Origin of the sequence: Bacillus sp. FSL L8-0199, assembly GCF_038005705.1 — a bacterium.
GTDB lineage: Bacteria > Bacillota > Bacilli > Bacillales > Bacillaceae_G > Bacillus_A > Bacillus_A cereus.
Genome location: NZ_JBBOTS010000001.1, coordinates 1,474,481 through 1,497,456 on the forward strand (window position 1 = coordinate 1,474,481; position 22,976 = coordinate 1,497,456).

Consider the following 22,976-nt stretch of genomic DNA (forward strand, 5'->3'; position numbering starts at 1 on the left):
AGGATGAAGAGTAACTTGAGGAGAGGGTGAAAAGAATGGATAATAACATTTTTAATAATATTGAGAAGGAAGCGAAAGTAAATAAAGAGGATATTTTTAAATTAGCATCATCCGTGCAAAATGCGAATTTACGTGATGAAACTGTACTTCGTCAATTAATTCATCAAGTGGCTCTTATGGCGGGACGTGAAGTGCCGAAAGAGCAAGAGGATCAAATTGTAAAAGCGATTATTAATAATAATATGCCAACAGATTTTGGCTCGTTAAGCAAAATGTTTAAAAAATAAATTATGAGAAACAAAGAGTTTGTAGATTGCATATGATAGCCATGAAAGAATGGGAATAGAGCTGTTTTTGGGCATATTTGGTCAACCGAAGCGAGAGATACAATCGCTTCGGTTTTATTTTTGTCTAGATTGGTGAGGAATGCTGGAAAACCTATTGATTAAAGTTACATATTCGCAATTTGTAGTAAAAAGTTCTTTTTGTATTTGTTTAAAGATTTTAATTTGTTAAAATAGTATAAAAATAGATTAATAAAAAGGGGTGTGTATATGTCAGAAGGGCTTATGAAAATGTGGTTAGCTTTAGGGGCAATTGGATTTATGTTTTTTGCAGTAAGTTTTATTTTATTAAGTAGACATAAAATAAAGAATAAATTTTTGAAAGGGATTACAGCGTTAGTAGCGTACACCCTTATGATTGTGTCAGGAATTGTTATTTTTCTTGTTGTATTTAGTGGACCTGTACAGCAGTAAATGGAATGGTCTCGAAAATATTACATACGGAGCAAGTTAGATTAGTATGAAAAGGTGATGGTAGTGAAAAAATTCCATATTATTTTAATATTTTGTTGTATGAGCCTTTTAACGGGGTGTCTGTATCCGAAAGAAAATATGAAGCAAAATGCGGTTCCTTATGAAGATCAGCTACAGGTTGTTCAAAAAGCTGTTGTGACATTTAAGGAGCAAAATGATGGGATATTGCCAATTAAGACGAGGGATATGAGTACACCTATTTATCAAAAGTATCCAATCGATTTTCAACAGATTGCCCCGCGTTACATACAAGAAGCGCCAGGGAATGCGTATGAAAGTGGAGGAGTATACCAATACGTATTAATAGACGTTGAAACAAATCCAACAGTAAAGTTAATTGATGTTAGGATAGCTGAACAAATTCAGGAACTATCTTTAAAGCTTAGGATGTATCGTGATGAACATCAATATCCACCTTTTAAAAAAGTAATTTCAGATGGTGTATATGAATTGGATTTCAAAAAACTAGGATATAAAGATGTGCCACAAGTGACAAGTCCATATTCTGGTAAAGGACTTCCTTTTGTAATTAATGAAAAAGGAGAAGTTTTTGTTGATTATAGAATCGACTTATATGACGCTTTGAAAAGAAATGAAGGGCAGTTTGCGGAGGGAGAAGATATTCGAAATATACTTTCGAAAGGTTCCCCGTTTGTACCAGCTTATTCTTTACCGTACACAGTAAAGGACGGAGAACCAATTTTTTTAAAATGATAAGTCATGAACCTTTCTTTTAGTGAATAAGTTCTAGAAGAAAGGTTTTTTATGTTATACAACTTACGATGCAAACAAAAGATATTTTTTAATAGTCATATGAAATTGGACAAAATTATATGATATATTGTCCGAACTTCTAGAATACCATTATATTATATCAGATATTATAGGCAACGTTAGAGAAGGTATTAGTTGACTATAAACGCGGAATTATTCCCAAAAATTTTGAGGGAGGGAATCACTTGGAAAAGGTAGATATTTTTAAAGATATTGCAGAACGAACAGGCGGTGATATTTATTTTGGAGTTGTAGGAGCTGTTCGAACAGGGAAATCAACATTCATTAAAAAATTTATGGAACTTGTAGTTATTCCAAATATTGAGAATGAGTCTGACCGTCAAAGAGCGCAGGATGAATTGCCTCAAAGTGCTGCTGGTCGTACAATTATGACGACGGAACCGAAGTTTGTTCCAAACCAAGCGGTTTCTATCGAAGTAGATGAAGGACTTGAAGTGAATATTCGATTAGTAGATTGTGTTGGATATACGGTTCCTGGAGCGAAGGGCTATGAAGATGAGAATGGCCCGCGCATGATTAATACCCCTTGGTATGAAGAACCTATTCCATTCCATGAAGCTGCAGAAATCGGCACGCGTAAAGTAATTCAAGAACATTCAACAATTGGTGTTGTAATTACAACAGATGGAACAATTGGTGAAATTCCAAGAAGAGATTATATAGAGGCAGAAGAACGCGTTGTAAATGAGTTGAAAGAAGTAGGAAAACCTTTCATTATGATAATTAATACGGTACAGCCGTATCATCCAGATACAGAGCAATTACGCCAAAGTTTATCAGAAGAATATGATATCCCGGTTATTGCAATGAGTGTGGAGAGTTTAAGAGAAACAGATGTATATAATGTACTTCGTGAAGCGCTATTTGAATTCCCTGTATTAGAAGTGAATGTGAACCTTCCGAGCTGGGTAATGGTGCTAAATGAAGGGCATTGGTTGCGTCAAAGTTATCAAGAAGCAGTTCAAGAAACTGTGAAGGATATAAAACGTCTTCGTGATGTGGATCGCGTTGTTTGGCAGTTTAGTCAATATGAATTTATTGATCGAGCGAGCCTAGCTGGCATTGATATGGGGCAAGGTGTGGCGGAGATTGATTTATATGCGCCAGATGAATTATATGATCAGATTTTAAAAGAAGTAGTAGGAGTAGAAATTCGAGGGAAAGATCATTTATTAAAGCTTATGCTCGATTTATCTCATGCGAAAATAGAGTACGATCAAGTGGCGGATGCACTGCGTATGGTTAAGCAAACAGGATATGGTGTAGCAGCGCCTGCATTAGCGGATATGAGCTTAGATGAGCCAGAAATTATTCGTCACGGTTCAAGGTTTGGTGTGAAGTTAAAAGCGGTAGCGCCATCTATTCATATGATTAAAGTAGATGTAGAGTCAACGTTTGAGCCGATTATTGGTACTGAAAAGCAAAGTGAAGAATTAGTTCGTTATTTAATGCAAGATTTTGAAGATGACCCGTTATCAATTTGGAATTCTGATATATTTGGACGTTCACTTAGCTCGATTGTTCGAGAAGGAATTCAGGCGAAATTATCTTTAATGCCAGAAAATGCTAGATATAAATTAAAAGAAACGCTAGAAAGAATTATTAATGAAGGATCTGGCGGATTAATTGCGATTATACTATAAGAAAAAATCCCTCTCACTGTAGAGGGATTTTTTGTTTTTTTGATTATAAAATAGAAAAATAAACAGTCATTATCTAATACATTGTTGTAAATTGTCAAGTTTCATCAGATTTTCACATTTTCAGAGTAACAATTTCCTTAAAAATATTGAATTATAAAGGAGAATCGTATAATATAGGCGTTGATAATGATTTATCTACATCTTTGTAGTATAGAATTTGCAAAAATTGCCTACAAATGAAAGTAAGACTCATTTTATGATCATTATACAGTCTTATCTTTGGGAGGAGGTGAATGGCATGAACAAGACAGATTTAATCAATGCTGTTGCAGAAGCAAGTTCCCTTTCTAAAAAGGACGCAACAAAAGCAGTAGACGCTGTTTTTGATTCTATCTTAGAAGCTTTAAAACAAGGTGATAAAGTACAACTGATCGGATTCGGTAACTTCGAAGTTCGTGAGCGTGCGGCTCGTAAAGGTCGTAACCCACAAACAGGTGAGGAGATTGAAATCGCTGCAAGTAAAGTACCTGCATTCAAACCTGGTAAAGCGTTAAAAGATGCGGTTAAATAATCCTTACATATTAACAGGGAAGAAGAGTTTCCTTTTTGGGAACTCTTCTTTTTGCTTTTAAAAACATAAATATGCTAGAATGTGTTCGTATCACTTTTAGGTTTTCGGGAGGGCTAGCGGATGGCAAAAGTTAATTTAGAACAAATTGAACATGCAGTACGCCTTATTTTAGAGGCGATTGGGGATGACCCAAATCGTGAGGGAGTACTTGATACACCAAAGCGTGTTGCAAAAATGTACGCAGAAGTGTTCTCAGGTATGCATGAAGATCCGAAAGAGCATTTGCATAAAGTATTCGGAGAAGATCACGAAGAGCTTGTACTAGTAAAAGATATACCATTTTATTCGATGTGTGAGCATCATTTAGTTCCATTCTATGGAGTTGCTCACGTTGCATATATTCCGCAAGGTGGAAAGGTGACAGGGTTAAGTAAATTAGCTCGTACCGTAGATACAATTGCACGTCGCCCACAACTGCAAGAACGTATTACATCAACAGTAGCGAACTCTATTATGGAAGTACTAGAGCCTCATGGTGTAATGGTAGTAGTAGAAGCAGAACATATGTGTATGACGATGCGTGGTGTAAAAAAACCAGGTGCGAAAACAGTAACGACAGCAGTGCGTGGTGTGCTTGAAAATGATGCTGCAGCGCGCAGTGAAATTTTATCGTTTATTAAAACGAAGTAAAGAAAAGCGGGAAACTGCTTTTCTTTTTTTTTTTTAGTAAATAAATGATATAGTTTTAACTAGACAGAGTGAGATTAGAAAGATTGCTTACATGAATGGTAGGTGTAGCCAAGTTTTGGTTATAGAAAATAGAGTGTATGTGTTATAATAAGTTTTATGAATTAGAAAACAAGGGTGATTTTTTGTGTGTGACATCTACGGAGGGTATGCGGGTATAAAAGAAAAATTGATGGAGAAATTACGCCATCCTTACTTTATAAACTATATTGAAGAACCATTTATTGATGAAGAAAAGATAGCATTGTTATATGGTGCTTTAAAGAGTGCAAACTTACATATAGAACAAATTGAGCATTACGTAGTAACAATTATGCTTGTACAAATTGCGCTTGATACGCATGAAAGGGTATCAAATAAAGCAGGCGAGGAAGAGATTGAATTCCATAAATGTCGTCAATTAACAGTACTTGCAGGCGATTACTATAGTGGACTATATTATTATTTATTGTCTATGAATCGTGATATTGTTTTAATTCGTGCACTTGCTGAAGGAATTAAAGAGATAAATGAACACAAAATTATGTTATACCAAAAAGCGCATGAAACGACGGATGACATAATGAAAAGCGTAGTAGCGATTGAGTCTGCGCTCCTTCAAAAAACATGTGATCATTTTCATTTATCACATTGGAAGCCATTTATTACATACGTATTAGGTGGAAATCGCCTTCAAAAAGAAATTCAATTGTATGCTGATAAGCAACATTCACCTGTTTTTCAAGCTATGCAAGATGCTTTAGGGGATAAAGCAGAAGTAGTGATTAATGGTTGGATGAAGGAATTGAGAAAGAAAGAAAAACAATTTTTAGAAAATCACACAGACATAAATGAAATAAATTCTGTGTTAAGGAATAAATAGAAGACATAAGCAATTTTACATTGGAAGAAGGTACGAGCATGCAACAATCAAAAGAAGAAAGAGTACATGACGTATTTGAAAAGATTTCTGATAAATACGATGTGATGAATTCTGTAATTAGTTTTCAAAGACATAAAGCGTGGCGTAAAGAAACGATGCGAATTATGGATGTACAACCAGGTAGTCAAGCGCTTGATGTATGCTGTGGAACCGCAGATTGGACAATTGCGCTAGCTGAAGCCGTAGGTGAACAAGGAAAGGTTGTTGGCTTAGATTTCAGTGAAAATATGTTATCTGTCGGTAAGCAAAAGGTAGAGGCGTTACAATTAAAACAAGTAGAACTTCTACATGGGAATGCAATGGAACTTCCGTTTGAAGATAATACGTTTGATTATGTGACGATTGGGTTTGGTTTACGTAACGTACCGGATTATATGCACGTATTAAAAGAAATGACACGTGTAGTAAAACCAGGTGGAAAAGTAATCTGTTTAGAAACATCTCAACCAACAATGATTGGTTTTCGACAAGGGTATATTTTATACTTTAAATATATCATGCCGTTATTTGGAAAGATGTTTGCGAAAAGTTATAAAGAATATTCATGGCTTCAAGAATCTGCTAGTACGTTCCCAGGGATGAAAGAATTGGCTCAAATGTTTGAGCAAGCTGGACTTGAACGTGTGCAAGTGAAACCATTTACTTTCGGGGTAGCAGCGATGCATTTAGGTATTAAACCAGAATCAAAATAGAAAAAAGAAGTTTTAGGTTAAGGTGAACAATATGAAGTTACAACTTATGTACTCTTTTTTACGATCGGATATTAATGTGATAGAAAAAGAATTAAAAAAGACAGTCGCTTCTGAACAGCCATTAGTAGAAGAGGCAGCATTACAGCTTATTGAAGCTGGTGGGAAACGAATTCGTCCTGTATTTGTGTTGCTTGCAGGGAAATTTGGAGATTATAAGTTAGATGCGATTAAGCATGTTGCTGTTGCGTTAGAACTTATTCATATGGCTTCTCTTGTTCACGATGATGTTATTGATGCTGCATTTTTACGACGCGGCAGTGCGACTGTGAATGCGAAATGGGGAGATCGTATTGCGATGTATACAGGGGACTATCTGTTCGCTAAGTCTCTTGAATGTATAACAAATATCGAAATTCCAGAGGCGCATCAAGCGTTATCACATACTATTTTAGAAGTCTGTAAAGGTGAAATTGAACAAATTAAAGATAAATACAATTATGACCAAAATTTAAGAACGTATTTAAGAAGAATAAAGCGAAAAACAGCATTATTAATTGCCGCGAGTTGTCAATTGGGAGCGATTGCTGCTGGTGCTAATCGTGATACGGTAAATCGTCTATTTTGGTATGGGTATTTTGTAGGGATGTCTTATCAAATTATTGATGACATTTTAGACTTCGTTTCCACAGAAGAGAAACTTGGAAAACCTGCTGGCGGAGATTTACTACAAGGGAATATTACACTTCCTGCTTTATATGCGATGGAAGATCCAGTACTTCGTCAGAAAATCACATCTGTACATGAAAATTCAACAGCAAGTGAAATGCAAGAAATTATTGATGCTGTAAAAAATAGTACAGCAATTGATCAAGCATTTGCGTTTAGTGAACGTTATTTACATAAAGCTTTAGAAATAATAAAACCACTTCCACGTGGAAAAGCAAAGTACGCATTACAAAATGTTGCAAAGTATATTGGAAAACGAAAATTTTAATGTTTATTCTAAAAAATAAAATAATCTCTCTATTTCAAAACTATTGCACAATTGTGATAAGGGTGATAATATGTGTGTGGGGATATACAATTACATACATAATTCAGAAGTGGAGAGATTTTTTATGGAAAAAACATTTCTAATGGTAAAACCAGACGGTGTACAACGTGCCTTCATTGGGGAAATTGTAGCTCGTTTTGAGAAAAAAGGCTTTCAATTAGTTGGTGCAAAATTAATGCAAGTCACTCCGGAAATTGCTGGACAACACTACGCTGAGCATAAGGAAAAACCTTTCTTTGGTGAGTTAGTAGACTTTATTACATCTGGACCTGTGTTCGCAATGGTATGGCAAGGTGAAGGTGTAGTAGATACAGCGCGTAACATGATGGGGAAAACAAGACCACATGAAGCAGCTCCTGGAACAATTCGTGGAGATTTCGGTGTAACTGTTGCGAAAAACATTATCCATGGTTCTGATTCTTTAGAAAGCGCAGAGCGCGAGATTGCTATTTTCTTTAAAGAAGAAGAATTAGTTGACTACTCAAAATTAATGAATGAATGGATTTACTAATTATTTTGAAATAATTTGTAAACGCTTTAATCACTGTGATAATAGTAAAAAGTGCAAGGAGAATAGGGGTATTCTTCTTGCACTTTTTTTATTTTCAGTTAGTTACGAAGTTTGAGCTGTTATGATATGTTGATATTTAAATTAGGCCTATCGGAAATATAGAATAAGAAAATGGTCGATTTATGATATAATTTCTTTAATATTTTTAGAATGATAAAAGTTAATATAGTGAGATAAATACATATACGAAAAGAGGAATAACGTATGCGATATATTACAGCTGGTGAATCTCATGGTCCACAACTTACAACGATTATAGAAGGTGTTCCGGCAGGATTGTCTTTAGTAGCAGATGATATAAACGAAGAGTTAGCTAGAAGGCAAAAGGGATATGGGCGCGGTAGACGCATGCAAATTGAAACGGATCAAGTGCAAATTTTAAGTGGTGTTAGACATGGAGAAACATTAGGTTCCCCTATTGCACTTGTTGTTGAAAATCGTGATTTTGCACACTGGACAAAAATTATGGGGGCGGAGCCTTTAACTGAGCAAGAAGAAAAAGAGATGAAAAGGAAAGTGACAAAACCAAGGCCTGGGCATGCTGATTTAAATGGTGCGATTAAATATGGTCATAGAGATATGAGGAATGTACTGGAACGCTCGTCAGCGCGCGAAACGACGGTGCGTGTTGCTGCTGGTGCGGTTGCTAAAAAGGTGTTAGCAGAACTTGGTATTAAAGTGGCGGGCCATGTAATTGAAATTGGCGGTGTACAAGCTAAGGAGATTACGTATAGTTCAATTGAAGAATTAAAGAGTATTACAGAAGCATCTCCTGTACGTTGCTTAGATGAAGAAGCTGGTAACCAAATGATGAAAGCAATTGATGATGCGAAAGCAAATGGTGATTCAATCGGTGGAATCGTTGAAGTAATTGTGGAAGGGATGCCAATTGGAGTAGGTAGCTACGTGCATTATGATCGAAAACTGGATGCGAAATTAGCAGCTGCAATTATGAGTATTAATGCTTTTAAAGGTGTCGAGATTGGAATTGGTTTTGAAGCAGCGCATAGACCAGGAAGTGAAGTTCATGATGAAATTCTGTGGGATGAGGAGCATGGATATACACGAAGAACAAATAATGCAGGTGGACTAGAAGGCGGTATGACGACTGGAATGCCAATTGTTGTGCGCGGTGTGATGAAACCGATACCTACACTTTATAAACCTCTTCAAAGTGTAGATATTGATACGAAAGAGCCTTTTACAGCGAGCATTGAACGTTCAGATAGTTGTGCAGTGCCAGCAGCTAGTGTCGTTGCAGAAGCGGTTGTGGCTTGGGAATTAGCGACAGCTTTAATAGAACAATTCGGATTAGATCGTATGGAACTAATTCGTGAAAATATTGAGAAACATAATGAATATGCGAGGGGATTTTAATGGGAAACATACATATTCAAACGAAATCAAAAGAATATGATGTACATGTTGGTAAAGAAGCGTTGTCAAACTTAACAACGATCGTTCAAAATATGCAGCCAGCGGTATCTAACGTAATGATCATTTCAGATGAAGCTGTTGCATCACTACATTTACAGACAGTTATCGATGCATTACAAGTAGAGCAGCACGTGTTTTCGTTTGTTGTACCAAGTGGCGAAAAAGAGAAGTCTTTCGAAAATTTCTATGCGGCTCATACGTCAGCTCTTGAAAATAAATTAGATAGAAATTCTTTAATTCTTGCACTTGGAGGCGGAATGATTGGAGATTTAGCTGGTTTTGTTGCTGCATCGTTTATGCGTGGTATTCGCTTTGTGCAGGTTCCGACAACTTTATTAGCGCACGATAGCGCAGTGGGTGGGAAAGTCGCGATTAACCATCCGTTAGGTAAAAATATGATTGGTGCATTCCATCAGCCAGAAGCAGTTGTATATCATACACCGTTTTTACAGTCTCTTCCTGAAAAAGAGTGGCGTTCAGGTTATGCAGAGGTGATAAAGCATGCTCTTATCGGTGATGTGGAGCTATACCATTGGTTAAAAGAAGAAGTGCAAACATTAGCGGATCTTCATGATGAGAAGTTAATCCATATATTAACGAAGGCGATTCCTGTAAAGGCAAATGTTGTGTCACAAGATGAAACAGAGAAGGGTGTACGTGCTCATTTGAACTTTGGACATACGTTAGGACATGCTCTTGAAAAAGAGCTAGGGTATGGAAATATTACTCACGGTGACGGTGTAGCGGTTGGAATGTTATTCGCCATATTTTTAAGTGAGCAAGTGTACAAGGTTGATCTTGCTTATGAAGATATGAAGCAGTGGTTCTTGAAATACGGCTATCCAAAAATGCCAAGAGATTTGAATGTAGAGCGCCTCGTTCAATTGATGAAACAAGATAAGAAAGCAAATGCAGGAGCAATTCATATGGTGCTTATGCAGGAATATGGGGTAGTGAATGTCGTATCTATTTCAGATGAGACTGTTCATATTGCGTTAGAGGCATTTCAAAAAGATATGGTTTAAAATGATAGCGAAGTGCTGTGAAGTGCTCATTTAGAGGTATTCTCGTAATAGTGACGGTTATGACAAAAGATTACAGTAAGGGGCTATAACCGTATTGTAATCAAATTGAATGAAATGACTGGGGGAAGAAAAATGAGAGTGAAAGAGCAATTGTTAACTTTGAGAGCGTATGTGCCTGGGAAAAACATTGAAGAAGTAAAAAGAGAATATGGTTTATCAAAAATTGTGAAATTAGCATCCAACGAAAATCCATTCGGTTGTTCAGCACGTGTGACAGAAGCATTAACTTCTTTAGCGAGCCAATATGCCTTTTATCCAGATGGATATGCCTTTGAACTTCGGACAAAAGTAGCGGAACATTTAGGTGTAAAAGCAGAACAACTACTATTTGGTAGTGGATTAGATGAAGTCATTCAAATGATTAGCCGAGCGTTACTACATGAAGGAACAAACGTTGTAATGGCGAATCCTACGTTTTCACAATATCATCACCATGCTGTTATTGAAGGAGCAGAAGTTCGTGAAGTATCACTTAAAGATGGTATTCACGATTTAGATGCAATGCTAGAGCAAGTAGATGAGAAAACGAAAATTGTATGGATTTGTAATCCGAATAATCCAACAGGTACATATGTTGAGAAACAAAAATTACTTTCATTTTTAGAATCAGTTCCTAAGTCGGCTCTCGTTATTATGGACGAAGCATATTATGAATACGCGGAAGCAGAAGACTATCCGCAAACATTACCACTTCTTGAAAAGTATGAAAATCTTATGGTTTTACGCACGTTTTCAAAAGCATATGGTTTAGCTGCTTTTCGTATCGGATATGCGATTGGGGATGCGAAGTTAATCGGACAGCTAGAAGTAGCTAGGTTACCATTCAATACATCAACTGTAGCCCAATCTGTAGCACTCGCTGCATTAGAAGATCAAGCCTTTTTACAAGATTGTGTGCAAAAGAATGCTGAAGGTTTAAATCAGTATTATGCATTTTGTAAAGAATATAACGTATTCTATTATCCATCTCAAACAAATTTCATTTTCTTAAAACTTGGTATACCGGGTAATGAAGCTTTTGAACGATTAATGAAAAAAGGATATATCGTTCGTTCTGGTGCTGCATTTGGTATCGATGATGGTATTCGTATTACTGTCGGTTTGAAGGAAGAAAATGATGAAATTATAGAGTTGCTGAAAGAGCTTGTAAATGAGCAAGTACAGAAAGAAGAAACATATTCTTAAGAGATTGTGAAGGCTCCTAGTATAGGAGCCTTTTTTATCGCATTCAAAATAAAGGTTGAAGACTGCTAATTAAGTTATTCTGTAAACCACGGTTTGTATGGCTCGATAATTAGTGAGAGAAGTTATTTGCACGGTCATAAAAGAAAGCGGTACAATAGAAGATGATGATAAGGTATCGGTGTCATATCCGAACCTTTTGAACAATTAACTACTCTGTAAGAAGAAGTATAAGAAGAAGCATGCTCATTCTAAAGGTTGCGTTCTAACAGTGAGTTGCTTATGATAAATGAACAGAAGAGAATATTTTTTAGAATTAAAGGAGACGTTTATGCAAAAGTTTGAACAAGCTGTTTCATATATTGAAAATGGTGAAGCGGAAAAAGGATTACAATTATTAAAAGAACAATTAAAAATTGCGAATGATGAAGAGAAGTATGATATCGCTCGTTACTATCATACGCTTGGATTTACAGATGAGGCATTAGCAATTACTGAAGACTTACGTTTACTGTATCCAGAAGAAAGTGAATTCACTGTATTTTTAGCAGAATTATATATTGATCTAGATAAAGAAGATGAAGCGATTGAAGTGCTTCATGATATTCCAGAAAATGACGATTTATATGTTCAATCGTTATTACTTGTTGCAGATTTATTCCAAATGCAAGGTTTTGATGATGTAGCAGAGCAAAAACTATTAAAGGCGAAAGAAATGATGCCTGATGAACCTGTTATTACGTTTGGGTTAGCAGAATTATATAGTAGTAAAGGTGAAGAACAAAAGGCAATTACTTATTATGAATCGCTATTAGCGGAACATAAAGTAATGGGTGGTGTTGTGATCGCACTTCGCCTCGCAGAAACGTTAAGCGCGATCGGAAACTGGGAAGAAGCGATTTCTTATTATGAAGCAGGCCTAGAGGAACAAAAAGATATTCACTCATTATTTGGATATGCCTTTACATTATACCAAGGTGAAGAATATCAGAGAGCAATTGGTGCTTGGCAAGAACTAAAAGAATTAGACCCTGAGTACGCATCACTGTACATGTATTTAGCGAAAAGCTATGAAAAAGAAGGAATGCTTCAAGAAAGCTATGAAACGCTTCATGAAGGAATTAAAGTAGATGAGCTTTCAGTTCCATTTTATGTAGAGTTAGCGAACATTGCGGCGAAATTAGGAAAAATAGTAGAAGCAGAGGAAGTTCTTCAAAAAGCGCTTGAGTTAGATCCAGGGCATTTAGGTGCAACATTAAAATATGCATATATCTTAAAAGAACAAGAAAAGTACGAAGAGTTAATTGCAATTGTAGAGCGTGCTATTGATAGTGGAGAACCAGATACACAACTACTTTGGGATCTTGCGTATGCAAAAAAACAATTAGAAATGTATTCGGATGCATTAAAACACTATGAAAGTGCATATACTTCTTTTAAGAATCATCCAGACTTCTTAGAAGAGTACGGTTATTTCTTATTGGAAGAAGGAAAACGAAAAGAGGCGAAAGAAGTATTTACCCAGTTATTACAACTAGACCCGACACAAATTCATATTGAAGAGTTGTTATATAATTTAGAGGATTTTTCATAAGTTGGAAGGAAACTGAATGCCGCTTCTTGAATCTAAAAAGAAAAGAGAAAGACAGAGGAGGGACTTAATTGCTATGAATACCCCTGTTTCTGTAAACGAGAAGAAGGATTTTGTAAAATGGTTTTTGAATAATTACCAACTGAAACAGCGTGAATGTGTATGGATTCTGAATTATTTAATGAGTCACGACCAATTGATGCATAAAGTCCACTTCGTAGAGCATGCAAAATATTGTCCGCGTGGCTTAGTGATGTCAGCGAATTGTGTGAAAGACACACCGTTTCACTTTTTTAAACAAAATGTTATGACAACAGATGCTGAAAAATCGTTTCATGATATTCGTTTAAATCGAGATGAGGATATTTATATTCAACTCAACTTTAAATCATCGTTTCAAAATGCGAATTATGTAGCTGTATTAGAAGAAAACCCATATCTACCAAAGCATATTGAAGTAAATGAAAAAGATCGTTTACTTGCAGAAAGGTTTTTGGAAGAAAGTGTATTTTCGTTTAGGAGAGAACGCCTTTTGAAACAAATTGATGAAGCGTTAGATAAGCAAGATAAGGAAGCGTTTCATAGATTAACGGCAGAGTTAAAGACTTTATAGAATTTATTTGGATTAATTAATTTTTACAAATTTCAGACTTTTATCAAGAAAAACTACCTATATTGGGTAGTTTTTCTTTTTTTACCTCTTTTAGTGTGGTTTAATATATATAAAGTGAAAGTTCTGTCATTTGTAAGTGAAGGAGGGAAGGGATTTGAAGTGGATTGTAAAAGATGTAGAACAGTTTGAGCAAGCAAGAGAGTATGTTGATACAGGAGTAATACCGCTGTTATCAATTTCGGCAGCAAAAGAAATGAAAATGGTTGTAGAACAAGGCGAATTTATCGAATTGTTGAGCACGGAATTGGAAAGAGAGTATAAAGGAAGAGTGCTTTTACTGCCTGCGTTTACGTATTTGGTAGAAAGTCAAAAGAATGAAAAAGGTCGTTTGCAAGAATGGACAAATCATTTACGAAGTGAAGGTTTTAAGCATATTGCTTATGTTACAAGTGATTTTTCATGGAAAGAGGATATGCAAGAGTTACAGGGAGATTTATTTTGGTTTCCTTCATTAGCGTTAGAACAATTTAGTGATCAAGCAAAAAGAGAAGTTATTCATGCGCATATAAAAAATATAATGGTGATGTTGGAAGAGAAATGGGGAAACTCGCAATAAACAGAAAGTTCTTATTATTATGAGTAGTATGATATTGACCTGTGCATGAGCGTATTATATCATGATAGTGTCCTAGTTTTTATTTTTTATATAATTTATCACGAGGGGACAATTTCTGATAGAGGGGGGAAATTTTCGTGAGCGACAAAGAACATCGCGTGTCAAGAAGACAATTTTTAAATTACACACTCACAGGGGTAGGAGGCTTTATGGCTGCCGGTATTTTAATGCCGATGACGCGATTTGCGCTTGATCCGGTGTTAAGAAAAGAAGCGGGAACAGATATGGTTGCTGTTGCGCAAGTAAAGGATATTACAACAGAGCCGAAGCGTTTCGATTTTAAAGTGAAGCAGGTTGATGGTTGGTACAAGTCTGAAGAACCAAAATCGGCTTGGGTTCATAAAGATGAAAGCGGAGACATTGTTGCGTTCTCTCCAGTATGTAAACATTTAGGATGTACAGTTAACTGGAATTCGGACAAAGCACATCCGAATCAATTCTTTTGCCCATGTCACGGGGGGCGTTATACAAAAGATGGGATTAACATTAAAGGTACGCCACCCCTTGCTCCGCTTGATGTGTACGAGTCTAAAGTGAAAGATGGAACGCTGTATCTAGGAAAAGCGAAGCCAAGAGGGGGTGCAAAGTAGATGTTAAATAAAATTTATGATTGGGTGGATGAAAGATTGGATATTACACCAATATGGCGTGATATCGCTGATCATGAAGTACCTGAACATGTAAACCCGGCACATCACTTCTCTGCATTCGTCTATTGCTTTGGAGGACTTACCTTTTTCGTTACTGTAATTCAAATTTTATCTGGAATGTTTTTGACGATGTATTATGTGCCTGATATTAAAAATGCTTGGGAATCAGTTTACTATTTACAAAATGAAGTTGCTTATGGGCAAATTGTTCGTGGTATGCACCACTGGGGTGCTAGTCTCGTAATTGTAATGATGTTTTTACATACACTCAGAGTTTTCTTCCAAGGTGCGTATAAAAAGCCCCGTGAGTTAAACTGGATTGTTGGTGTTCTTATTTTCTTTGTTATGTTAGGTCTTGGTTTTACCGGATATTTATTGCCGTGGGATATGAAAGCTTTATTTGCTACAAAAGTAGGGATTCAAATTGCAGAGCAAACACCGCTCATTGGTCCTTATATTAAAACATTACTCGCTGGTCATTCCGAAATTGTTGGCGCTCAAACATTAACTCGCTTCTTTGCTATTCACGTCTTCTTCTTACCAGCAGCACTTCTAGGTTTAATGGCCTTCCACTTCATCATGATTCGCAAACAAGGTATTTCCGGTCCACTATAAGAGATTGCTAAATTAAAGGGGAAAGAACAAAAGGAGGGAGATTATGCATCGCGGCAAAGGGATGAAGTTTGTAGGAGATTCTCGGGTACCAGTAGCTCGGAAACCAAATATTCCAAAAGACTATTCTGAATACCCAGGGAAAACAGAAGCATTTTGGCCGAACTTCTTGTTAAAAGAATGGATGGTTGGTGCAGTTTTTTTAATCGGTTATTTATGTTTAACAGTGGCGCATCCGTCGCCGCTTGAGAGAATGGCGGACCCAACTGATGCTGGATATATACCACTTCCAGATTGGTATTTCTTATTCTTGTATCAGTTATTAAAGTATTCTTATGCTTCCGGTTCATTTACTGTAATTGGAGCATTTATTATGCCAGGGATTGCGTTTGGAGCATTACTGTTAGCTCCATTTCTTGATCGAGGTCCAGAAAGACGTCCATTGAAGCGTCCTGTGGCAACTGGATTTATGCTTTTAGCAATTGCATCGATTATTTTTTTAACTTGGGAATCTGTAGCACACCACGACTGGGAAGCTGCAAAAAAACAAGGAGCAATTGTAAAAACAGCGCCAGTTGATAAAAATGATGATGGCTATAAATTAATGCAAAAAAATACTTGTTTAACATGTCATGGTGACAATTTACAGGGCGGGGCAGCAGCACCGGCACTGCAAAACTTAACTTTAAAGCCAGAAGAAATTGCTAAAATTGCGAAAGAGGGAAAAGGTTCAATGCCTAAAGGTGTATTTAAAGGTACGGATGAGGAACTGAAGAAGCTTTCGGAATTCGTTGCAAAGTATAATAAAAAATAATAAAAAGCTGACTACAAAATTTGTAGTCAGCTTTTCTATTTAGTTGGATGAAGTTTGTTATAATAGAGTAGGATTTAATGAATGAATTACTTTGCTTGAAAGGTGTTGGACATACGGATTGGTGTACTTGTATGCAATGTTAAGACAACGCTCGGTATTATTATTTTTATTAATTGTTAACATATTAGGTACAATTTACGGATTTATATGGTACGGAAATCAATTGAAAGAAACGTCACCTATATTTTGGCCGTTTGTACCAGATAGTCCTATGGCGAGTCTCTTTTTTGTCTTTGTTTTAATTGCTTTTTTGGCAAAGAGAAACTGGGGATTAATAGAAGCGTTAGCGATTGTAACTTTAATAAAATATGGTATTTGGGCTGTTGTTGTAAACGGGATTATGATTTACGTAAAAGGGCCTATTGGCCTTATGGGCTACATGTTAATGCTTTCGCACTTTGCGATGGCAGTACAAGGATTTTTATATGCTCCATTCTATCGTATAAAAAAATGGCATTTTATAGTAGCAGCTGTGTGGACGTTGCATAACGATGCAATTGATTATTTATTTTGGCAAATGCCGCGATATGGAATTATGCATTTGTTTGTAGAGGAAATTGGTTATTTTACGTTTTGGTTAAGTATTGCTGTACTATGTATTACATATTATTGTTGCTTACGTGAGCAAAGGAAACAATTTTCTTTATGATGGTTAGAACATTTAGGGGGAGAACATGGAGAAAAATAAGAGTGGTACAAAAATATTGGATCGATTGATTACTTTAGTTGTTTCATATAGCATAGCATTTTCTATTTTTGCACTCGCAACAACGGCAGTTGTGTATGGAAAATGGCTGTATTATTTTGAAATTGATTTTTTAAATATTCCTGATTTAGCGGATATGACGAAGGATGAAATTAAAAGAAATTACGATGTGCTTATTACATATTTATCCCCGTTTTATGACGGAGCATTACATTTGCCAACATTAGATATGTCCACAAATGGCCGTATTCATTTTGTAGATGTTAAAAATGTTTTAGTAAAGATTCAATATGTGATGTATGCGACAATTATGATTGCAGTGATAGGCGGAATTTATTTATTAAAAAAGAAAAATGAAAAGTTTTTACTGCATGGATCGATTTTAACAATCATTTTTCCGATAGCGCTTATGTTACCAATTGCTATTAATTTTGAAAAGAGTTTTGTATTATTCCATAAACTTTTATTTAGTAATGATTATTGGGTTTTTGATCCTGAAAAAGATCCAATTATATTAATGTTACCAGAAGAGTTCTTTATGCATGCTGCGTGTGCTATTTTATTATTCATTTTAGGTGGTAGTATACTTTGTTACAGTTTATATCGATATTTCGTAAAAAAGAAAAGGATGTCACAGAAAAAATTCTCTGCTTAAAGAGAATTTTTTTCTTTGTAAAATGATAATATATTTTTCGGTCTAGTTCTGTTCTATTCTTGTCCAAATTAACATATTTTGTACTAGTAGTTATAGGGGGGACCGGGATGAAGAGAACATTAATTGGATTGATAGCATTTCTAATTATAATGTTTCCGTTACGTATATATGCTGAAGAGTGGAATGAGCTAACAGGGTTGTTAGACGACTCGTTACAGTTAGTGAAGCGTAATGAAGATGAAAAAGCGGTACAAGTATTACAACATTTCTCGGAGCAATTTTTAATAAAGGGGAATGAAAAGAAGCAGGAAGTAACACCAGATCAAGTTAGAGTTATTTCTTTAGCTTACGATAAGGCGCAACAATCGCTCTCTGAAGAAGGTTTAGGTAAGCAAGCTAAAATTGATAATGTGCTGGCATTACAACTTGCTGTTGATGCACAAGTATCGAAATATCAACCACTTTGGATGGAAAGAGAAAGGAAAGTAATGGATGCCTTTTCTCAAATGGAAAAAGCGATGGAAAAAGAAGATGCTGGGCAGTTTCAACAAACGTTAAATACGTTTTTAAATGAATTCAATATTATTTATCCAAGCTTAATGATTGCTTTGCCAGAAAACGAGGTTCAGCGTGTAAATGTTCATTTATCTTATTTAGATGAATTTCGTAACGTTATGTTAAAAACGAAAGGCGGCCAAATGCAATTAGGGATTATTAAAGGGGATTTGCAAAAGATATTTCACACAGTAAAAAAAGATGAAATTGCACCCTCTCTCATTTGGTTTATGACAATTACTGGGGGACTTATTTTATTCACATTAACTTATGTTGGATGGAGAAAGTATAAAGGAGAGAGAGAAAAAAGAAAAAGTAATGTACATTCTAAAAATAGATAATGCAATAAATAAAGATATGGATTGTAAGGTTTATTCATTGACAATAGTGGCAGAAGAAAATAGAATGAGAAGTACTATAATTAAAACTTCAATGGAGGTTCATGATGTTTTATTTAATTTACTTCGCGATCATAATGATCATACCGTTGTATGCACAGTCAAGAGTACGTAGTGCCTATAGCAAGTATTCACAAGTTTATTCAACATCAGGTATGACAGGAGCGGAAGTGGCTCGAAAAATTTTAGATGAAAATGGATTATACAACGTAGCTGTAGAAGAAACACCAGGTCATTTATCAGACCATTATGATCCAACCGCTAAGACGGTTCGATTATCAACAGATAACTATTATGGACATTCAGTTGCTGGTACAGCAGTTGCAGCACACGAAGTAGGACACGCAATTCAAGATGCAAAAGATTATAAATTTATGCGCGTTCGTCATTCGTTAGTGCCAGTTGCAAACTTTGGTTCGAATATGTCTTGGATTTTCGTCCTAATCGGTATATTTGCACAAATGTCTGGTTTGTTGTTATTAGGTATCATTTTAATGGCAGCAGGTGTTGTGTTCCAGCTCGTTACATTGCCAGTTGAGTTTGATGCGTCAAAGCGCGCAATGCAACAAATTGAAGCGTTAGGTATTGTATCAACAGATGAATATGGGCAAGCTCGTAAAGTATTAAATGCGGCAGCATTAACATATGTAGCAGCTGCAGCTGTAGCGGTATTTGAATTATTACGTCTCGTATTAATGTATACTGGTATGCAGCGTAGCGACGACTAAAGACTATCAATTTTGATAGTCTTTTTTTATTGTATAGATTGAATTATATAATGTATTGCAAATAGAAATAATAGAAGTAATGCGGAAAGGCGGTGGGGGGAAATGAAATATCCAGACCATTTAGTAAAACAAGTGCAAGAGCGCAGTGCTCCTTATCAACTAGAAGGTTTTTTAAGTGGACAAGGTCCTGAAAATCCCAAATTTATGTTGTTAGGAGAAGCGCCTGGTGAAACAGAAATTCATAATGGGATTCCGTTTAGCGGGAGGGCGGGAAAACAATTAATGGATTTTTTAGAGCGTATTGATGTTACAAGGGAAGAAGTATATATTACGAGCGCTGTTCGAAGTAGACCTTATAAATGGCGAGAGAAAAAAGAACGAAATGGTGAAATCATACAAAAAAAGTATAATAGAACGCCAAATCAGGGAGAAATAGTTGCCCATGCGCCTTTGTTAGATTATGAATTAGAGAAAATACATCCGAAGCTTATCGTCACGCTTGGAAATATCGGTCTTCAACGTTTAACAGGAAAAAATAAAAAAATCACAGATATACACGGGCAATTATTAAAACAGCCCATTCAAAAATTAAAGGATATGCAAAGTGCAGAGTTTACATGGTCAGAGAAAGAATATCATGTTTTTCCGACTTTTCATCCAGCTTCCATTTTTTATAATCGGAGTTTATTGGAGCTTATTCATGAGGATTTTGAGAAGCTTAAAAGACTTGTAATAAAAAACTAGAAAAGCTAAGGCGCTTTTCTAGTTACATTTAATTATGTAAAGGGTTTTTATTTTCATCTAACGTAAATCCTTCACCAACTACATCATGTACATCACTTACAGCGACAAAAGCATGAGGATCTACAGAAGTAATGATATTCTTTAATTTCACGATTTCATTTTTAGCAACAACGCAATACAATACGTTACGTTCCACTTTTGTATACGATCCAACAGCTTTTAAAAAGGTTGCTCCGCGCTCCATTTCAGATAAAATTTTGGCAGCAATTTCATCGTTTTTCTCTGAGATAATAGTCGCTCCTTTGGCAGCATAAGCTCCTTCTTGCATAAAATCAATGACTTTAGCACCGATAAAAACAGCAACTAGCGTATACATGCCCTCGCGGTATGATAAATAGGTAAGAATAGAGACTACGATAACGATAGCATCAAACATAAACATTGTTTTCCCCATACTCCAGCCAACATATTTGTGAGCTAGTCGTGCGATAATATCTACACCGCCAGTAGTCCCGCCATATTTAAATATTATTCCAAGGCCGATACCGATAAATGCCCCGGCGAATAAAGCTGCGAGTGTCATATCATTTTGCAAGTTTAAATGTAAGTTGAGTACTTCGTAACGCTGGAAAATCCATAGAAATAAAGATACGCTAAAGGTGCCAATTAATGTATATAAAAATGTCGTTCTGCCAAGTAACCTCCAACCAATAAAAAATATAGGGATATTTAAAATTAAGTTTGAGTAGGAAGGATCAAACTTAAATAAAAAATACAATAATAGTGTAATACCAGTAAATCCACCCTCTGCAAGGTGGTTTTCAATATTGATATTCACAATACCGAAAGAAAATATAGCGGAACCGATTAAAATAAAAATAATATTTCGCATCTTCAATTTTGATGTCATATAGAAATCCCCCTAATTATGTAATGATTGCATTGCTCCGCTGAAACAGTAAAACATAATAATAAGTAATTTCTAGTTGCTAGTGAAAATAGTAAGAATTTGATTGGTGTGGGCTGATCTTTTGCGAAAAGCACAAAAGAAGGTTTCACTTTATCCCGCTCTAACGGCTGGTAGGAGATGAAGCAAAGAAGAGGGGCAAACCAGCCGTAGGAACCCGATTAGTTCAACTAATCTTTTGCAAAAAGCGCAAAAGAAGTTTCACTTTACCCCGTACCAACGGCTGGTAGGAGATAAAGCTCTGAAGAAAGGCAAACCAGCCGTAGGAACCCGATTAGTTCAACTAATCTTTTGCAAAAAAGCGCAAAAGAAGTTTCACTTTACCCCGTACCAACGGCTGGTAGGAGATAAAGCTCTGAAGAAAGGCGAACCAGCCGTAGGAACCCGATTAGTTCAACTAATCTTTTGCAAAAAAACGCAAAAGAAGTTTCACTTTATTATAGTCTATCCAAAAATGGGTCGCAAATAGGTGTTTGGCGGGGAATAATATTTGTCAAATCGCGATGAATTGGCTAACATGAAAGAGGAAGGATTAGAGGTGAATAGTATGGAAGCAAAAACGATGAAAGATATGCAGAAAGAAGTAGATGCATATATTGGTCAGTTTAAAGAAGGTTATTTCAGTCCGCTTGCAATGATGGCTCGTTTAACGGAAGAAATGGGAGAGCTTGCAAGAGAGGTAAATCATTATTATGGTGAGAAACCGAAGAAAACAACTGAAAAAGAAAGAAGTATTGAAGAAGAGCTTGGAGATGTATTATTTGTTATGATTTGTATGGCAAATAGTTTAAATATTGATTTAGAGACAGCACATAACATTGTAATGAATAAATTTAATACACGTGATAAAGATCGCTGGACACGTATTGATGAGGGAGAGAAAGAATAATGAAAGAAATTAAAGTAATTATCGCCGGACCAAGAGGACGTATGGGACATGAAGCAGTTCTTCTTATGGAAAGAACGGAACATTTTAATTTAGTAGCAGCAGTGGATTATAAGCATGGTGGTGAGAAGATTTCTGATTTACCTGGCATGCCAGCATTACATGCACCGATTTACGCTGATTTACATACTTGTTTAGATGAAGTAGAAGCAGATGTGTTGTTAGATTTAACAACACCAGAAGTGGGGAAACAACACGTTACACTTGCAGTTGAGCGTGGACTTCGTTCGGTTATTGGTACAACTGGATTTACAGAAGAAGAATTGGCACGTTTAACAGAGAATGCAAAAGAAAAAGCAGTAGGAACAATTATTGCTCCAAACTTTGCAATTGGTGCAGTTCTTATGATGAAATTCTCACAAATGGCAGCGAAATATTTCCAAGATGTTGAGGTAATTGAATTACATCATGATCAAAAATTAGACGCACCATCTGGTACAGCTGTAAAAACGGTAGAGTTAATTCGTCAAAATCGTGAATCAAAGCAGCAAGGTCATCCAAATGAAGTAGAGCAACTAGCAGGTGCACGTGGTGCAAATGTAGACGGTATTCACATTCATAGTGTACGTTTGCCAGGGCTTATTGCACACCAAGAAGTAATGTTCGGTGGAGATGGACAAATGTTAACAGTTCGTCATGATTCATTCAATCGTGCATCATTTATGTCAGGTGTAAAACTATCAATTGAGACAGTAATGAACCTTGATCATCTTGTGTACGGTTTAGAAAATATTATCGACTAAA

27 protein-coding genes are annotated in these 22,976 nt (G+C 36.0%); 26 read left to right on the forward strand and 1 reads right to left on the reverse strand.

Annotated features, from left to right (window positions below; all coding sequences use genetic code 11):
* Positions 1 to 35: 35 nt before the first annotated feature.
* The 24 genes from NST86_RS07730 to NST86_RS07845 all read left to right on the forward strand — a co-directional run bounded on the left by NST86_RS07730 (position 36) and on the right by NST86_RS07845 (position 20,319).
* Complete coding sequence (locus tag NST86_RS07730) at positions 36 to 287, forward strand: stage VI sporulation protein F (protein WP_000369754.1); 252 nt, start codon at positions 36 to 38, stop codon at positions 285 to 287.
* A gap of 267 nt (positions 288 to 554) precedes the next feature.
* Entirely contained in the window at positions 555 to 758 is a 204-nt protein-coding gene (locus NST86_RS07735) for a DUF2768 domain-containing protein (protein ID WP_001289004.1), read from the forward strand.
* A 63-nt stretch (positions 759 to 821) separates the two neighbouring features.
* Entirely contained in the window at positions 822 to 1,532 is a 711-nt protein-coding gene (locus NST86_RS07740) for a hypothetical protein (RefSeq protein WP_000713405.1), read from the forward strand.
* 245 nt (positions 1,533 to 1,777) lie between these two features.
* Positions 1,778 to 3,256 carry a stage IV sporulation protein A gene (gene spoIVA / locus NST86_RS07745; protein ID WP_000416519.1) on the forward strand — a complete coding sequence of 493 codons (1,479 nt, stop codon included), beginning with the start codon at positions 1,778 to 1,780 and terminating at the stop codon, positions 3,254 to 3,256.
* Between the two features lie 298 nt (positions 3,257 to 3,554).
* On the forward strand, positions 3,555 to 3,827 hold the full coding sequence (locus tag NST86_RS07750; protein ID WP_001043860.1) for an HU family DNA-binding protein: 273 nt from the start codon (positions 3,555 to 3,557) through the stop codon (positions 3,825 to 3,827).
* Between the two features lie 120 nt (positions 3,828 to 3,947).
* The gene (gene folE / locus NST86_RS07755; RefSeq protein WP_001151482.1) at positions 3,948 to 4,517 is read left to right on the forward strand and encodes a GTP cyclohydrolase I FolE; all 570 of its coding nucleotides are present in this window, start codon (positions 3,948 to 3,950) and stop codon (positions 4,515 to 4,517) included.
* A gap of 184 nt (positions 4,518 to 4,701) precedes the next feature.
* Positions 4,702 to 5,436 (forward strand): heptaprenyl diphosphate synthase component 1, encoded by a 735-nt coding sequence (locus tag NST86_RS07760; protein WP_000332850.1) that lies wholly within the window; start codon positions 4,702 to 4,704, stop codon positions 5,434 to 5,436.
* A gap of 38 nt (positions 5,437 to 5,474) precedes the next feature.
* Positions 5,475 to 6,188, forward strand: coding sequence for a 2-heptaprenyl-1,4-naphthoquinone methyltransferase (gene menG, locus NST86_RS07765; RefSeq protein WP_086423865.1), 714 nt, complete (start codon positions 5,475 to 5,477; stop codon positions 6,186 to 6,188).
* Between the two features lie 31 nt (positions 6,189 to 6,219).
* A complete protein-coding gene (gene hepT / locus NST86_RS07770) occupies positions 6,220 to 7,182 on the forward strand; it encodes a heptaprenyl diphosphate synthase component II (RefSeq protein ID WP_000776077.1) in 963 nt (320 codons plus the stop codon).
* Between the two features lie 124 nt (positions 7,183 to 7,306).
* Complete coding sequence (gene ndk / locus NST86_RS07775; protein WP_000415883.1) at positions 7,307 to 7,753, forward strand: nucleoside-diphosphate kinase; 447 nt, start codon at positions 7,307 to 7,309, stop codon at positions 7,751 to 7,753.
* Between the two features lie 264 nt (positions 7,754 to 8,017).
* A complete protein-coding gene (gene aroC / locus NST86_RS07780; RefSeq protein ID WP_001269386.1) occupies positions 8,018 to 9,190 on the forward strand; it encodes a chorismate synthase in 1,173 nt (390 codons plus the stop codon).
* A complete protein-coding gene (gene aroB, locus NST86_RS07785) occupies positions 9,190 to 10,275 on the forward strand; it encodes a 3-dehydroquinate synthase (RefSeq protein ID WP_000526812.1) in 1,086 nt (361 codons plus the stop codon). The genes aroC and aroB overlap by 1 nt, the downstream gene beginning before the upstream one ends.
* Before the next feature lie 132 nt (positions 10,276 to 10,407).
* Positions 10,408 to 11,520 (forward strand): histidinol-phosphate transaminase, encoded by a 1,113-nt coding sequence (gene hisC / locus NST86_RS07790; protein ID WP_340933459.1) that lies wholly within the window; start codon positions 10,408 to 10,410, stop codon positions 11,518 to 11,520.
* A 328-nt stretch (positions 11,521 to 11,848) separates the two neighbouring features.
* Positions 11,849 to 13,111: a tetratricopeptide repeat protein gene (locus tag NST86_RS07795; protein ID WP_001168671.1), complete on the forward strand. Its 1,263-nt coding sequence runs from the start codon at positions 11,849 to 11,851 to the stop codon at positions 13,109 to 13,111.
* A 73-nt stretch (positions 13,112 to 13,184) separates the two neighbouring features.
* Entirely contained in the window at positions 13,185 to 13,721 is a 537-nt protein-coding gene (locus NST86_RS07800; RefSeq protein ID WP_001095925.1) for a ReoY family proteolytic degradation factor, read from the forward strand.
* A 154-nt stretch (positions 13,722 to 13,875) separates the two neighbouring features.
* Positions 13,876 to 14,337, forward strand: coding sequence for a YpiF family protein (locus NST86_RS07805; protein WP_000871314.1), 462 nt, complete (start codon positions 13,876 to 13,878; stop codon positions 14,335 to 14,337).
* A 137-nt stretch (positions 14,338 to 14,474) separates the two neighbouring features.
* Positions 14,475 to 14,987 carry a menaquinol-cytochrome c reductase iron-sulfur subunit gene (qcrA, locus tag NST86_RS07810; RefSeq protein ID WP_001280593.1) on the forward strand — a complete coding sequence of 171 codons (513 nt, stop codon included), beginning with the start codon at positions 14,475 to 14,477 and terminating at the stop codon, positions 14,985 to 14,987.
* Positions 14,988 to 15,662, forward strand: a complete 675-nt coding sequence (gene qcrB, locus NST86_RS07815) for a menaquinol-cytochrome c reductase cytochrome b subunit (protein ID WP_000932700.1) — start codon at positions 14,988 to 14,990, stop codon at positions 15,660 to 15,662.
* Between the two features lie 43 nt (positions 15,663 to 15,705).
* On the forward strand, positions 15,706 to 16,473 hold the full coding sequence (gene qcrC / locus NST86_RS07820; protein WP_000554603.1) for a menaquinol-cytochrome c reductase cytochrome b/c subunit: 768 nt from the start codon (positions 15,706 to 15,708) through the stop codon (positions 16,471 to 16,473).
* Positions 16,474 to 16,591: 118 nt separating this feature from the next.
* A complete protein-coding gene (locus tag NST86_RS07825) occupies positions 16,592 to 17,182 on the forward strand; it encodes a DUF1405 domain-containing protein (protein ID WP_025967075.1) in 591 nt (196 codons plus the stop codon).
* Positions 17,183 to 17,207: 25 nt separating this feature from the next.
* Entirely contained in the window at positions 17,208 to 17,894 is a 687-nt protein-coding gene (gene lit / locus NST86_RS07830) for a lipoprotein intramolecular transacylase Lit (RefSeq protein WP_086423866.1), read from the forward strand.
* Between the two features lie 107 nt (positions 17,895 to 18,001).
* A complete protein-coding gene (ypjB, locus tag NST86_RS07835) occupies positions 18,002 to 18,790 on the forward strand; it encodes a sporulation protein YpjB (RefSeq protein WP_000831584.1) in 789 nt (262 codons plus the stop codon).
* Between the two features lie 101 nt (positions 18,791 to 18,891).
* Positions 18,892 to 19,575 carry a zinc metallopeptidase gene (locus NST86_RS07840; RefSeq protein WP_058839490.1) on the forward strand — a complete coding sequence of 228 codons (684 nt, stop codon included), beginning with the start codon at positions 18,892 to 18,894 and terminating at the stop codon, positions 19,573 to 19,575.
* Between the two features lie 102 nt (positions 19,576 to 19,677).
* The gene (locus tag NST86_RS07845) at positions 19,678 to 20,319 is read left to right on the forward strand and encodes a uracil-DNA glycosylase (RefSeq protein ID WP_016117488.1); all 642 of its coding nucleotides are present in this window, start codon (positions 19,678 to 19,680) and stop codon (positions 20,317 to 20,319) included.
* A 28-nt stretch (positions 20,320 to 20,347) separates the two neighbouring features.
* Here NST86_RS07845 and NST86_RS07850 read toward each other — a convergent pair whose 3' ends face one another.
* On the reverse strand, positions 20,348 to 21,229 hold the full coding sequence (locus tag NST86_RS07850) for a YitT family protein (RefSeq protein ID WP_086423867.1): 882 nt from the start codon (positions 21,227 to 21,229) through the stop codon (positions 20,348 to 20,350).
* 604 nt (positions 21,230 to 21,833) lie between these two features.
* On the opposite strand from NST86_RS07850, the gene NST86_RS07855 reads away from it, so the two are divergent.
* Both NST86_RS07855 and dapB read left to right on the forward strand, forming a co-directional pair.
* Positions 21,834 to 22,175 carry a nucleotide pyrophosphohydrolase gene (locus tag NST86_RS07855; protein WP_002108639.1) on the forward strand — a complete coding sequence of 114 codons (342 nt, stop codon included), beginning with the start codon at positions 21,834 to 21,836 and terminating at the stop codon, positions 22,173 to 22,175.
* Positions 22,175 to 22,975, forward strand: a complete 801-nt coding sequence (gene dapB, locus NST86_RS07860; protein ID WP_000658810.1) for a dihydrodipicolinate reductase — start codon at positions 22,175 to 22,177, stop codon at positions 22,973 to 22,975. The genes NST86_RS07855 and dapB overlap by 1 nt, the downstream gene beginning before the upstream one ends.
* The last annotated feature ends 1 nt before the right edge of the window (position 22,976 follow it).

Bases quoted from the DNA above. Each gene is read 5' to 3' on its own strand.
- menG (WP_086423865.1), top strand. From the start codon at position 5,475: ATGCAACAATCAAAAGAAGAAAGAGTACATGACGTATTTGAAAAGATT.
- hepT (WP_000776077.1), top strand. From the start codon at position 6,220: ATGAAGTTACAACTTATGTACTCTTTTTTACGATCGGATATTAATGTG.
- NST86_RS07730 (WP_000369754.1), top strand. From the start codon at position 36: ATGGATAATAACATTTTTAATAATATTGAGAAGGAAGCGAAAGTAAAT.
- NST86_RS07850 (WP_086423867.1), bottom strand. From the start codon at position 21,229: ATGACATCAAAATTGAAGATGCGAAATATTATTTTTATTTTAATCGGT.
- qcrB (WP_000932700.1), top strand. From the start codon at position 14,988: ATGTTAAATAAAATTTATGATTGGGTGGATGAAAGATTGGATATTACA.
- ndk (WP_000415883.1), top strand. From the start codon at position 7,307: ATGGAAAAAACATTTCTAATGGTAAAACCAGACGGTGTACAACGTGCC.
- aroB (WP_000526812.1), top strand. From the start codon at position 9,190: ATGGGAAACATACATATTCAAACGAAATCAAAAGAATATGATGTACAT.
- folE (WP_001151482.1), top strand. From the start codon at position 3,948: ATGGCAAAAGTTAATTTAGAACAAATTGAACATGCAGTACGCCTTATT.
- NST86_RS07845 (WP_016117488.1), top strand. From the start codon at position 19,678: ATGAAATATCCAGACCATTTAGTAAAACAAGTGCAAGAGCGCAGTGCT.
- NST86_RS07800 (WP_001095925.1), top strand. From the start codon at position 13,185: ATGAATACCCCTGTTTCTGTAAACGAGAAGAAGGATTTTGTAAAATGG.
- aroC (WP_001269386.1), top strand. From the start codon at position 8,018: ATGCGATATATTACAGCTGGTGAATCTCATGGTCCACAACTTACAACG.
- qcrC (WP_000554603.1), top strand. From the start codon at position 15,706: ATGCATCGCGGCAAAGGGATGAAGTTTGTAGGAGATTCTCGGGTACCA.
- NST86_RS07735 (WP_001289004.1), top strand. From the start codon at position 555: ATGTCAGAAGGGCTTATGAAAATGTGGTTAGCTTTAGGGGCAATTGGA.
- NST86_RS07855 (WP_002108639.1), top strand. From the start codon at position 21,834: ATGGAAGCAAAAACGATGAAAGATATGCAGAAAGAAGTAGATGCATAT.
- lit (WP_086423866.1), top strand. From the start codon at position 17,208: ATGGAGAAAAATAAGAGTGGTACAAAAATATTGGATCGATTGATTACT.
- NST86_RS07795 (WP_001168671.1), top strand. From the start codon at position 11,849: ATGCAAAAGTTTGAACAAGCTGTTTCATATATTGAAAATGGTGAAGCG.
- NST86_RS07750 (WP_001043860.1), top strand. From the start codon at position 3,555: ATGAACAAGACAGATTTAATCAATGCTGTTGCAGAAGCAAGTTCCCTT.
- ypjB (WP_000831584.1), top strand. From the start codon at position 18,002: ATGAAGAGAACATTAATTGGATTGATAGCATTTCTAATTATAATGTTT.
- hisC (WP_340933459.1), top strand. From the start codon at position 10,408: ATGAGAGTGAAAGAGCAATTGTTAACTTTGAGAGCGTATGTGCCTGGG.
- NST86_RS07840 (WP_058839490.1), top strand. From the start codon at position 18,892: ATGATGTTTTATTTAATTTACTTCGCGATCATAATGATCATACCGTTG.
- dapB (WP_000658810.1), top strand. From the start codon at position 22,175: ATGAAAGAAATTAAAGTAATTATCGCCGGACCAAGAGGACGTATGGGA.